Source organism: Micromonospora sp. WMMA1949 (assembly GCF_027460145.1).
Classification (GTDB): Bacteria; Actinomycetota; Actinomycetes; order Mycobacteriales; family Micromonosporaceae; genus Micromonospora.
Genome location: NZ_JAPZBG010000001.1, coordinates 5,587,254 through 5,599,326 on the forward strand (window position 1 = coordinate 5,587,254; position 12,073 = coordinate 5,599,326).

The following is a 12,073-nucleotide window of genomic DNA, read 5'->3' on the forward strand; positions in this document are numbered from 1 at the left end:
CGCGACCTCGGCGCGGTACGCGCGCGGGGCTGCCGGTGCCGCCGGTCGTGGCTAAGCTCGGCCGATGCATCGATCGCGGTGGTACGCCCTCATCATCGACGCGCCGCGGGACGAGGCGGGGGAAGCGGCCGCGTTCTGGTCCGCCGCGCTCGGCGCGGACCTGCGCACCGATCCGGCCGAACCGGAGTTCACCGGCCTGGCCGACGTGCTGCCGGGGCTGGTCACCGCCGTGCAGTCGGTCGGCGACGCGCCCCGCTACCACCTCGACATCGAGACCGACGACGTGGCCGCCGAGGTGGAGCGGCTGTGCGGGCTGGGCGCCACGCCGGTGTCCCGCTGGCTCGACTGCCACGTGCTGCGGGCGCCGGGCGGGCACCTGCTGTGCGTGATTCCGGTGGCGAGCGACAGCGAGCTGTTCGACAAGACCGCCACCCGCTGGCCGTGACCCGGCGCCCCGGCGGTGAGCCGGGGCACCGGTGCCACGGGGTCAGGAGCCGTACGGCAGCGTGACCGTCGAGCTGTTGCCGACGCCGAGGATCGTGGGCGCGCCGCCGATGGCGTTCCACACCTCGACGCGTACCGTGCCGCCGGCCAGGTTGCCCAGCGTGCCGGTGGACGAGAGCAGACCCTGCGTCTGCCGGTAGCGCTCCGCGCCCGGGACCGGATCGGTGGCGAAGTACCGGTAGGTCTCCACCCGCTCGACGCTGCCGTTGCCGGTCAGGTCGTAGGAGACCCGGATCTGGACGCCGTTGCCGACCGCGGTGCCCGCGTCGACGGCCAGGTCGAAGGCGGTCGCCCCGCCGGTGTACGCGCCGGTCAGCCCGGTGGCGGTGAACACCTGCGGGTTGGTGGGCGTGCCGTCGGAGTTGCCGGACGCCGCCGCCACGTTCACCGTGCCGGAGGTGCCGGCGGTGCCGTCCAGGCCGCCGCCGGACCGCAGGTACCGGACCGGCTTCAGCGGGCTGCCCGTACCCGTCGGGCTGGGGCTCGCGGAGGTCGGCGTCGGGCTCGCGGTGGTCGGGGTGGGGCTCGGCCCCGACGTCGAGGGGCTGCCGGTCGGCACGGCCCCGCCGCCGGTGGCGTTGCCGCCGCTCCACGTGTACGCCCCGGACGTGGCGGTCTTCCCAGCCGGCACGGCGAGCGTGACGCCGGTGGAGAACGTGACGGTCAGCGGCCGGGCGGTGATGTTCGACGCCACGTAGGTGCGGACGCCGTTCTTGACGAACACCTTCGCCAGCGGGTGGTTCGCCGTCACCGTGGTGTCCACGGTGCCGAGCGCGGCCAGGTTGCGGATCCAGTGGAACGTGTGCGCCTTGCTCTCCCCCTCCTCACTGGTGAACCCGCTGTTCGCCCGGAAGTTGCGCAGCGCCTGCTCGCCGTCGCCGAGGGCCAGGAACTCCCAGATGATGTCCTGCCACACCGTCGGCGGGCCGCCCTTGTTGGTGACCAGCTCGGCGTAGTTGGCCTTGACGTACTCGGGGAAGTCGCCCAGGTAGAGGTGCCCGCCGGTGATCGGCAGCATGTTGATGCCCTGGATCATCTCGGGCGCCGCGGAGAACCAGGTGGAGTACGACCCGCCGTCGCCCCAGACCATGCCGACCGTCTTGTGCCCGAACGCGGACGGGAAGTTCTGGTCGTACACGTCGAACCAGTACTCGGAGATGGCCGCGGACTGCGTGGTCCACAGGTAGACCCCGGCGTCACGGACGGCGGTGTCGCCGGTGGCCTGACCCCACTGGATCAGCGCGTTGGCGAAGTTCATCCCCTCCGACGAGGACTCCTGGTTGTTGCCGGCGAAGAACGGCGCCAGGCCGGAGGCCCAGTCGTGGCCGGCGTAGATGTCGAAGTCCCGCAGGTAGGGGAAGCGGCTGTCGGCGCGGTCGTAGTTGTTGGCGTCCCGGATGAGCAGGTCGACCATGCCGCCGTAGCGGCTGTCGTCGGCCCACCCCGGGTCGAACTTGGCGACGGTGGCGGCGGCGGCGATGAAGTAGCCGTAGTGGAAGTGGTGGTCGTTGAGGTCCTCGTCGGAGCCGTACGAGGCGGGGTAGCCGATCAGCGTGCCCCAGTTGCGGTCGTAGTAGAACAGCTGGCCGGTCTCGCCGGAGCCGGCGGTGAGCCAGTTCGTCAGCCGGTTCTTCATGGCGGTCAGCGCCGCGTCGCGGACCGAGGTCTGCCCGAGCTGGTCGGCGATCTCGGCGATCCGGGCCGCCCGGCCGAGTCCCTTGCCGGCCCAGTACGTGTCCGGGCCGCTGACGCCCTCGGGGTTGCCCTGCTCGGCGTTCAGGTAGCCGGTGACTGTGGACAGGTCCGCGCCGCTGGAGTCGCCCACGGCGGGCACCTCCGGCAGCACGCCGGTGAAGCGCATCGTGGTGGTGAACGACGGCACGCCGGTGAGCACCCGCATGGCGCCGCGCGCCGAGACGTAGGTCTGGCTGATCGGGGTGGCGCCGGTGAGGCTGCGCCACTGGTGCGGGTAGAGCGCCACGACCGTCTTCGTCTCGCTGCCCTCCCGCGGGGTGGTGGTGAACGCGTACGTGGTGCGCACCGTGCCGGCGGACGGGTCGTAGGCGTAGCTCATCCGGGTGCCGGTGACGTGGGCGTGGGCGTACCGGCCGAAGGTGTCGGCGAGGGCGGCCCGGTCTCCGCCGCCGGGCAGCACCGCGACCGAGAAGTACCCCTTGCCGGCCAGCGTGGAGCTGATGCCGGTGCCGTTGACGGTCCAGGTCGCGCCGCTCGGGGCGTACGCGACGTAGTCGTGGCCACGGACGGTGAAGCCGATGGTGGCGCCGGAGTTGCGCCAGACGGTGGGCGTCCCGGCGGCGGTGAGCTGCGCGGTGCCGCCGCTGACCGTGTAGTAGCTGATCGGCAGCCCGTGGCCGATGGTGGCGCGCATGGTGCGGCTGCCGTCGCTCCAGTCCGCGGTGACGGTCCAGTCGCTCCACCCGGCGGCCTTCACGACCGGCGCGGACAGCCCGGGCATCCCGACGCGGACGTCCTCGGTGTACGGGTAGTGGAACTCCCCGACGCCGGTCGCGGTACCGCTGATCGCGGGCGTGGTGGTGTACGACAGCCCGAGCCCGTTGGTCTCGGCCTTGGCCGCCAGCGGGTGCGCGTGCAGGACCTCGCTGCCGGTGCAGTTGTTGCGCTTCCAGATCAGCGAGGACCACCAGTCGTTCGTGGGGATCGCGCCGGCCGGCGCGTCGGCGGTGGTGAAGGTCCTCGGGTTGGTGCTGATCGCGCCGCAGCCCTTCGGCAGCAGGGCCCCGGCGGGTCGGGTCTCGGTGTAGCTGCCCGCGCCGACGGCGCCGGCGGTCGCGGTGCCGCCACCGCCGACCACGACGCCGAGCAGGCCGGCGGCGAGCACGGAGGCGGCGACGAGGGCGGTCGCCCGGAACCCGCGACGGCGGGCCGGGGACGGGACGGGCAGGGGTACGGGGTCGGGGGAGAAGTCCCGCAGGAGGGTCATGGAGGTCCCCTTCACGAGGAGAAGGCGAGGTACGGGGGTGGTGTTCCGGCGTCGTGAGAGCGCTCTCTTGAGAAGGGACATTAAGGTTCGGGTTACGGATCCGTCAATGTCTTGTTGCGAGGGAGAGCGCTCTCCCGCGCCTACCGCGGGCTCTCCGGTCACCCCGCGAAGCCCGCTGACCAGCCACGACGGCACGCTTGAAGCGCCGCCCCCGGCCGAGACGGGCGGGGGCGGCGCTTCAAGCGTGCGCCTACGGTGAGTCAGGCGGCGGTGGCGGCGAGGCTCCGCGCGCCGGTCCGCGCCGTGCCCGTGCCCGGCTCACCGGTCTGACCGGCGCCCGGCTGCCCGGCGACGACCGGCCGCGGCGAGGTGGACTGCGGCGAGGTGGCCGGCTGCCCGGGCGCGGCGGGCTGCCGCGGCTTGCGAGCCGCGCCCAGCCCCGCCTGCGCGTTGTTCCAGGCCGCGCACGGCCACGCCGCCCCGGCGCAGCTCGGGCTGGCGCAGACGCGCTCGGCGTCCGGCTGGTGCGCGTCGGCCACCGCGGCGGCCAGGTCCCACAGCAGCGGATCGGTCACCTCCGCGGGGCGGTCGGCGACGCGGTCTGTGCTGGCTTCGGACATGATTCGGTCCCCCTGTCGTGAACGGCCCCCACCTGTTTCCGGAAACCGCCCCGGCCAAACCTGCGTGCGGCCGGGCGCGGACATAGGCTGGCCGGCGTGGCGAGGTACTACGACCTGCATCCGGACAACCCCCAGCCCCGCGTGATCCGGCAGGTGGTGGACCTGCTGCGCGCCGACGGGGTGATCGCCTACTCGACCGACTCCTGCTACGCGCTCGGCTGCCGGATCGGCAACCGCGACGGCGTGGAGCGGATCCGGGAGATCCGGCGGCTCGACGACCGGCATCCGTTCACGCTGATGTGCGCCGACTTCGCTCAGCTCGGCCAGTTCGTCAAGCTCAGCAACGCGGTCTTCCGCCAGGTCAAGTCCGTCATCCCGGGCAGCTACACGTTCCTGCTGCCGGCCACCGCCGAGGTGCCGCGCCGGTTGCAGGACCCGCGGCGGCGGGTGGTCGGGGCGCGGGTGCCGAGGCACACGGTGACCCAGGCGCTGCTGGCCGAGCTGGGTGAGCCGCTGCTGTCCAGCACGCTGCTGCTGCCCGGCGAGGACGAGCCGATGACCCAGGGCTGGGAGATCAAGGAGCGGCTCGACCACCTGATCGACGCCGTGGTCGACGCCGGTGACTGCGGGCTGGAACCGACCACCGTGGTCGACCTGTCCGGCGACGAGCCGGAGATCCTGCGCCGTGGCGCCGGCGACCCGGCCCGCTTCGAGTAGCGATCACCGATTCCGCCCCGCCGGGCCGCCGCCGTAGGGCACGGTGGGGACGGCGGACGGTGACGGGGGTACGGCGTGGAAGCACTCCTGCTGATCACGGTGCTGGGCGCCACCGTGCTCGTCGGGACCACCATCGGCGGCCGGTACAGCGTCGCGCCGCCGGTCCTGCTGATCGCGATGGGCGCGCTGATCGGCCTGCTGCCGCCGTTCGACAACCTGATCCTCGAACCCGAGGTCGTGCTGGTGCTGTTCCTCCCGGCGATCCTCTACCGGGAGAGCCTGGTCATCAGCCTGCGCGAGATCCGGGCCAACCTGGTCGTGATCGTCGGCCTCGCCGTCGTGCTGGTGATCGTCACGATGGCGGCTGTCGCGTTCACCGCGCAGGTACTCGGTGTGGCGGCGGCCTCCGCCTGGGTGCTCGGCGCGGTCCTGGCGCCCACCGACGCCGCCGCCGTGGCCGGCCTGGCCAAACGGATGCCGCGCGGCATCCTCACCACGCTGCGCGCGGAGAGCCTGGTCAACGACGGTACGGCGCTCGTGCTCTTCGCCGTGGCGGCGGGCGTGGTCGCGGGCGGGACGGTGCCCGGGCCGCTGCTGCTCACCGGCGAGTTCGTCGGCAAGTCGGCCGGCGGGGTGGCCGCGGGCCTGCTCGTCGGCGCGGTCGTGGTGCTGATCCGCAAGCACGTGGACGACCCGATGCGCGAGGGCGGGCTGAGCATCCTCACCCCGTTCGTCGCGTTCCTGCTCGCCGACGCGGTGCACGCCAGCGGCGTGCTGGCGGTCGTCGTGTCCGGGCTGGTGCTGTCCTACGCCGCGCCCCGGGTGATCCGGGCCCGCTCCCGGGTCACCGCGTTCGCGTTCTGGGACCTGTCCACCTTCATGGTCAACGGCGGCCTCTTCGTGCTGCTCGGTACGCAGGTGCCCCGCTCGCTGCGCGGCATCACCAGCCACTCGCCGACCGCCTCGCTCGGCATCGCTGTGCTCGTCGCGGCGGTCGTGGTGGCCATCCGGCTGGTCTGGGTGCACCTGTCGGTGTCGGTGCTGCAACGGGTGGACCGCCGCGAGTCGAGCCGGGCGCGGCACTTCGACTTTCGGATGCGTACCGCGGTGGGCTGGGCCGGGTTCCGTGGCGCCGTATCGCTCGCCGCGGCGCTCGCCGTGCCGGTCACCATGCACGACGGCACCCCGGTGCGCGAACGCGACCTGATCATCTTCGTCACCGTCGTGGTGATCGTGCTGATCATGCTGGTGCAGGGCACGACGCTGCCGGCCGTCGTGGGCTGGGCCGGCCTGAACGGCGACCGGGAACGGGACGAGGAGGTGCGCTGGGCCCGGATCCGGGCCACCGAGGCCGCGCTGGAGGCGCTGCCCCGGGCCGCCAGCGACGTGGGCGCCACCCAGGACACCGTGGACCGGCTGCGCGCCGACTACGAGGACCACCTGGCCGACGTTCGTGACCCGGGCGGCGAGGACGCGGAGGGGGAGCGGGAGATGGCTCGCCGGCTGCGGCTGCGGGTGCTGGACCACAAACGGCAGGAGATCACCCGGCTGCGCAACACCAGGCAGATCGACGACACGGTGCTGCGGCAGCTCCAAGCGGCCATCGACATCGAGGAGATCCGGCTGCTCGGGCCGGAGATGGAGGAGTGAGCCGCTGCCGCCCGCGCCGGTGGGCCGGCGCGGGCGGCAGCCGGGTCAGCGCGGGTCGACAGCGACCACGGTGTACGGGGTGGTCGGCGTCGGCGGGGTGGTGAACCGGCCGTTCGGCAGGTAGAGCCGGCCGAGCGCGGCGGCCACGGTGGTCGGCACGTCGAAGCCCGGATCGGTGATGACCCGGCGCAGCGTGCCAGTGGTGCCGGAGCGGTTCAGGTCGACCACGGCGACCTGGTTGAGGAAATTCTGCACCACGTACAGCGTGCGGCCGAGCAGCAGCAGGCCGTCGCCGTTGAGGAACGTGGCGCCCGGCACGTCGACGGCGGTGGTGACGCCGGTGGCCGGGTCCACCCGGAACAGCGTCCCGGTGTTCGACTGCACGACGATCAGCGCCCGCCCGTCCTGGGTGGGCGCGATGCCGTTGAGGTTGACGCCGGTGCCGGCCTGCTGGAAGTCGCCGGTCAGCGGCAGCATGGTGAAGCCGTCGGCGGGCGGCAGCGTGCCGCCGCGTCCCAGCGGCAGGCGGTAGAGCACCGGCCGGTTCGAGTCGGTGAACCAGGCGGCGTCGCGGGTGAGCGTGACATCGTTGACGAACGTCGGCGCCTCGGCGAACCGGTAGCTCGCGAGCACAGCGCCGGTGCGGGTGTCGATGACCCGGGCGTCCCCGGCGGTGCCGCCGGCGACGAAGAGCCGGCCCCGCGGGTCGACCTTCAGGCCGAGCGAGGGGGTGCCGGTGGCGGGGCTGACCTGCTTGCCCGCTCCGGTGATCAGGTCGGCGCGGTAGATCTCGCCGGTGGCCCGCGACCCGAACCAGGCGTACCGGCCGGCGGCGGCGACGCCCTCCGGCTGGAAGCCGTCCGGCAGTGCGATGACGCTCGGGCGGCGGTCGTGGGCAGCGGCGGCCGGGGCCGGGGCGGCGGTGGTGACGAGGGTGGCGGTCAGGGCGACGCCGAGGGCGGTCCTGATGCGTCGGTTCACTGTGGTCCTTCCGGCGATGGCGGTGGAACAGGACCCACCCCACTGTACGGTCACCGGCCGGTGACCGCCGGGGACGCGACCCGGCACGGTGCTCCCGTGCCGGGTCGCGCCGACGGTCAGCCCGCCGCGCAGGTCGGCGTGCCGGAGGGCGCGGTACCGGTGCCCTGGAACCCGAACTCGGTGGTGCCACCGGCACCGACCTGGCGGTTGTAGTCGACGTTGCGGAACGTCACCGCGCCGGTGGTGCCGCTGGCCTGGGCGCTCCAGGTGTTCGTGACGGCCGAGCCCGAGGGCACGGTGAGCGACACGGTCCACCCGTTGAGCCCGCTGGAGCCGGCGGTGATCCGTACGTTGGTGACGAAGCCGCCCGGCCACTGGTTGGTGGTGATCGTGGCGGTGCAGGCGCCGGTCGGCGGGGCAGTCGTCGTCGGCGGGCCAGTCGTCGTCGGCGGCTCACTGGTCGGCGGGGTGCTGGTCGGCGGCGCGGTCGTGGGCGGCGTGGTGCCGCCCTCGTTGAGCGCGTTCAGCACGGCCGTGTACGCCTGCTTCTTGTTGCCGCTGCCGTCGAACAGCAGCGGGGTGCCGCTGGCCCGCCAGGAGTCGGTGTCGCGGATGCCCCAGACCGTGATGCCGTTGCAGCGCGGCACGGCCAGGCAGTCCCGGGTCACGTTGCCGTACGTGGTGGCCTGGCTGCTGCCGGAGCCCTCGATGTCCAGCTCGGTGATCTGTACGTCGACGCCGAGCGCGGCGAAGTTCTGCAGCGTGGTGCGGTAGTTGCTCGGGTACGGCGACCCGCTGTTGAAGTGCGACTGGAGACCGACGCAGTCGATCGGCACGCCGCGGGACTTGAAGTCCCGGACCATGTTGTAGACGGCCTGGGTCTTGGCCCAGTTCCAGTTGTCGGTGTTGTAGTCGTTGTAGCAGAGCTTGGCGCCGGGGTCGGCGGCGCGGGCGGCACGGAACGCGGCCTCGATCCAGTCGTTGCCGGTCTGCTGGAGGTTCGAGTTGCGGCGGGCGCCGTTGTTGCCGTCGTCGAACGCCTCGTTCACCACGTCCCAGGAGTGGATCTTGCCTCGGTAGTGGGTGGCGACCTGGGTGACGTGGTTGATCATCGCGTCGCGCAGCGCGCTGCCGGACAGGCTTCCCGTCCACCCCGGCTGCTGCTGGTGCCAGAGCAGCGCGTGGCCGCGTACCCGCATGCCGTTGGCCTGGGCGTGCGCGACGAGCCGGTCGCCGGCGCTGAAGTTGAACTGGTTCCGGGACGGCTCGGTGGCGTCCCACTTCATCTCGTTCTCGGCGGTGACCATGTTGAACTCGCGGTTGAGGATGCCGACGTACGTGCTGTCGGACAACTTGTTCACCGCCACCGCCGTGCCGAAGTACCGGCCCTGCTCCGCCGCCGAGGCGCCGAGCGTCGTGCCGGCGCTGGCACTTGTCGCCATCGCTATCGTGGCGGCGGCCACCGCGGCCCCCGCCACCATCGCGACCACGGCGGTCCGCGGGCGTGACCGGGCTGCCGCGCTCCCGCTGCCGCGGGCGAGCACCTTGTCCATCTGAAACGCCTCTCTAGCCTGTCAATGGGATCGGCTCGCCTCGGCCACCGCCCGCCACGACGTCGGCTCCGCGCGGCCGCCCGGTGGCCGCGCCAGGTGGGGAGGGCTCCCCGGCACATCGTGAGTGGATCGAAGCGAATCTCTGCCCGGAGCCTACCGGAAGTGTTCCGAAAACTTAATCACCTCGATATGTCGACATGGGGGCAGGCGGCGGCCGGTCCAGGGGCGGAAGCCGAGGGCGGGCAGGGGGACGGGCGCGCGCGTACCGCCCGCCGCGACTCCGGAAGTTTCGGGAATCGCCGGTTCTGCCGGTTGAGTCGATCGCGCCCGCGGACCGATGCTTGCCGAATCGACCGTAGACGATGGAGGAGGTCCTGGAGGATGCGCCGGTCCGCGCTCGTCGTACTCGTCCTCGCCGCCCTGCTCGCCGGCATCCCGGGGGTCGCCCGGGCCGGCGTCGCCGGACCGCCGCCCGCGCCCGCCGCCCTGGCCGGGCTTCGCACGCCCGGCACCGCCTGGGGCCACGACCCGGCTACCGGCCGGCTCACCGTCACCGCCGACGACACGGTACGCGGGCGCGAGCTGGCCGCGCTGCGACGCACCGCCGACCGGTCCGGCGCGGTTCTGCGCCACGAACCCGGGCGGCTGCGCACGCTGATCGCCGGCGGTCAGGCGATCTACGGCGGCGGCGGGCGCTGCTCGCTGGGCGCGAACGTGCGCAGCGGCGCCACCTGGTACTTCGTCACCGCCGGGCACTGCACCCGCCTGGCCGCCACCTGGTACGCCGACAGCGCCCGCACCACCGTGCTGGGCAGCCGGACCGGCAGCAGCTTCCCCGGCAACGACTACGGCGTGGTCCGCTACACCGGTGCCGTCGCCCACCCGAGCGCGATCCACACCTACCCCGGGCAGGTCACCGTCACCGCGGCCGGCAGCGCGTACGTCGGGCAGGCGGTCTGCCGCAGCGGCGCCACCACGGGCGTACGGTGCGGCTCGGTCACCGGGCTGAACGCGACAGTCAACTACGCCGAGGGCAGCGTCACCGGGCTCATCCGCACGAACATCTGCGCCGAACCGGGCGACAGCGGCGGCCCGCTCTACGTGGCCGCCACCGGCACCGTCATCGGCGTTCTCTCCGGCGGCAGCGGCAACTGCGCGAGCGGCGGCACCAGCTACTACCAGCCGATCCTGGAGATCCTCGCCGCGTACGGCCTGACCATCCCCTGACCGGCCGCGCGGGCGCCGCGGCAGGCCACCCGCGCCTGATCGTTCGCCCGGTCAGGCGTCGCCGGGCACCGCCATCTCGCCCAGGCGCGACCAGTCCTGCTGCGGCACCGTCACGTTGACGATCCGGGGCGTCTCGGCCAGGTGCGGCGGCAGCGTGCGCTGGGCGGCCCGGAAGTGCTCCGACTGCACGTGCGCCGCGCCCGCCTCGTCGTCGCGGAACGCCTCGACCAGCACGTACTCGGTCGGGTCGTCGAGGCTGCGGGACCAGTCGAACCACAGGCAGCCGGGCTCGGCCCGGGTCGCGGCGGTGAAGTCGGCGGCGATCCGCGGCCAGTTGTCGGCGTCGGACGGGCGAACCCGGAACTTGGCGGTAATGAAGATCATGGGATCAGGCTACCCAGGGCCGGCGGCCGCCCGCGCGGCATCAGCTCTTGGCCGCCGGACCGAGCAGGTCGGCCGCCCGGCGGTCGGCGAACGCGGTGACCGCCTGCTGCCCGGCGCCGAACACGATCGCCAGGCCCAGCAGCGCGGCGGTGCTGCTCACGCTGGTCTCCACCAGGCCGCCGATGACCAGCATGATGCCGACCACCGCGACCAGCGGACCGATGGCGAGCTTCAGCAGCCCTTGCTGGAACGGCAGCTTGTAGGGCAGCCCGCCGGACCGTGAGGTGATCATCGAGGGCAGCGCGCTGAGGAACGCCCCGAGCGCGCCGGCGATCAGCACGAAGAACAGCAGCCGCCAGGCCGCCACGCCACCGGCGTCGGTCGGCGCCTCCAGCAGCCGTACGTCGTTGCTGCGCCACTGCACCAGCACCACCAGGACCTCCGCCACCAGTGCGAACACCGACAGCCCCAGCATGCGGTTGCGCAGCCGGCGCGCCGACTCGTGGAACTCGTCGGAGACGGCGTGGCAGCGCTGCAGCAGCGCCTGCACCCGGGCGCGCAGCAGATCCGCGGACACTCCGCCGGCCACGGTGTCGAGGTCGGTGAGCACCTTGTCGTCGGCCGGCAGCACCTGCGCCGCCGCGCTGCGGTAGGCGGGCAGCAGCCCGGTCAGCTCGTCCGCGGAGCGCAGCCCCACCATGGCCCGCTCCACCCAGTGGATCGTCTGCCACGCGTACTCGAGCTTGCCGCCGCGCAGCCACTCGATGACGCCGCTGCGCCCGAGCACCGCCTCCACCCCGGACAGTTGCGCGCGCAGTGCCGCGGCCTGCTCGAGGTCGTGCGTGGCCAGCACCGCGAGCTGCTGGTACAGGTCGTCGAGCTTGGTGCGGACGCGGACCTGCCACACCGCGCGGGGAACCGACGTGGCGGGCGGTACCGGCAGGCCCTCCGGTGCGTTCCGGGGCCCGGGTACGGCCTCGGGCTGGGTCTCCTGCTCGATCATGGCGCCCCACCTCTTTCCCCCGCGCCGCGCGGACCTGCTGTCACTATTCCCAGGTCAGGGCCATAATGGCTAGCGCACACCGGACAGTTGACACGGCTCGCGACGGCGCGGGATCCGCCCGACGGACGAGGCCGGAGCGCTCGGGCGGTCGGTAGCCTGGGCCGGTGACCGTCTACGCCCTCGCACAGATCACCATCCACGACCGGGCGCGCTACGACAGGTATGCCGCCGCCTTCCCGCCGGTGCTGGCCCGCTACGGCGGGAAGCTGCTCGCCGCCGACACCGCCCCCCGCGTGGTCGAGGGCGACTGGCCGCACCAGAAGGCGGTGCTGTTGTCGTTCGACAGCCGCGAGGACTTCGAGCGCTGGTCCACCTCGGCGGAGTACCGGGAGATCTCCCGGGACCGGGAGGCGGCCACCGACGGTGTGGTCCTGCTGCTCGACGGGATCGGTCACGCCTGGCCGGCCTGATC

The 12,073-nt window shown here is 73.1% G+C and carries 11 protein-coding genes; 5 read left to right on the forward strand and 6 right to left on the reverse strand.

From position 1 onward, the window contains the following. The first annotated feature begins 64 nt into the window (after positions 1 to 64). The gene (locus O7607_RS26035) at positions 65 to 445 is read left to right on the forward strand and encodes a VOC family protein (RefSeq protein ID WP_269705852.1); all 381 of its coding nucleotides are present in this window, start codon (positions 65 to 67) and stop codon (positions 443 to 445) included. A gap of 42 nt (positions 446 to 487) precedes the next feature. On the opposite strand, the gene O7607_RS26040 is transcribed toward O7607_RS26035, so the two are convergent. Beyond that, positions 488 to 3,466, reverse strand: a complete 2,979-nt coding sequence (locus tag O7607_RS26040; protein WP_269705853.1) for a glycosyl hydrolase — start codon at positions 3,464 to 3,466, stop codon at positions 488 to 490. 260 nt (positions 3,467 to 3,726) lie between these two features. Further along, positions 3,727 to 4,086 carry a hypothetical protein gene (locus O7607_RS26045; RefSeq protein ID WP_269705854.1) on the reverse strand — a complete coding sequence of 120 codons (360 nt, stop codon included), beginning with the start codon at positions 4,084 to 4,086 and terminating at the stop codon, positions 3,727 to 3,729. 96 nt (positions 4,087 to 4,182) lie between these two features. Between O7607_RS26045 and O7607_RS26050 the strand changes: the two genes are divergently transcribed. After that, a complete protein-coding gene (locus O7607_RS26050; RefSeq protein ID WP_269705856.1) occupies positions 4,183 to 4,803 on the forward strand; it encodes an L-threonylcarbamoyladenylate synthase in 621 nt (206 codons plus the stop codon). Positions 4,804 to 4,878: 75 nt separating this feature from the next. After that, a complete protein-coding gene (locus tag O7607_RS26055; RefSeq protein ID WP_269705857.1) occupies positions 4,879 to 6,453 on the forward strand; it encodes a Na+/H+ antiporter in 1,575 nt (524 codons plus the stop codon). Between the two features lie 45 nt (positions 6,454 to 6,498). On the opposite strand, the gene O7607_RS26060 is transcribed toward O7607_RS26055, so the two are convergent. Together O7607_RS26060 and O7607_RS26065 are read right to left on the reverse strand one after the other, a co-directional pair. Beyond that, on the reverse strand, positions 6,499 to 7,434 hold the full coding sequence (locus tag O7607_RS26060) for a superoxide dismutase (protein WP_269705858.1): 936 nt from the start codon (positions 7,432 to 7,434) through the stop codon (positions 6,499 to 6,501). A gap of 116 nt (positions 7,435 to 7,550) precedes the next feature. After that, the gene (locus O7607_RS26065) at positions 7,551 to 8,987 is read right to left on the reverse strand and encodes an endo-1,4-beta-xylanase (RefSeq protein ID WP_269705859.1); all 1,437 of its coding nucleotides are present in this window, start codon (positions 8,985 to 8,987) and stop codon (positions 7,551 to 7,553) included. Positions 8,988 to 9,368: 381 nt separating this feature from the next. Here O7607_RS26065 and O7607_RS26070 point away from each other — a divergent pair, with 381 nt between their 5' ends. Next, positions 9,369 to 10,214 carry a S1 family peptidase gene (locus O7607_RS26070; RefSeq protein ID WP_269705860.1) on the forward strand — a complete coding sequence of 282 codons (846 nt, stop codon included), beginning with the start codon at positions 9,369 to 9,371 and terminating at the stop codon, positions 10,212 to 10,214. 51 nt (positions 10,215 to 10,265) lie between these two features. Here O7607_RS26070 and O7607_RS26075 read toward each other — a convergent pair whose 3' ends face one another. Then, the gene (locus O7607_RS26075) at positions 10,266 to 10,598 is read right to left on the reverse strand and encodes a putative quinol monooxygenase (protein ID WP_269705862.1); all 333 of its coding nucleotides are present in this window, start codon (positions 10,596 to 10,598) and stop codon (positions 10,266 to 10,268) included. Between the two features lie 40 nt (positions 10,599 to 10,638). Beyond that, positions 10,639 to 11,601, reverse strand: coding sequence for a hypothetical protein (locus O7607_RS26080; protein WP_269705863.1), 963 nt, complete (start codon positions 11,599 to 11,601; stop codon positions 10,639 to 10,641). Between the two features lie 164 nt (positions 11,602 to 11,765). On the opposite strand from O7607_RS26080, the gene O7607_RS26085 reads away from it, so the two are divergent. Then, positions 11,766 to 12,071 (forward strand): DUF1330 domain-containing protein, encoded by a 306-nt coding sequence (locus tag O7607_RS26085; protein WP_269705865.1) that lies wholly within the window; start codon positions 11,766 to 11,768, stop codon positions 12,069 to 12,071. Positions 12,072 to 12,073: the final 2 nt, after the last annotated feature.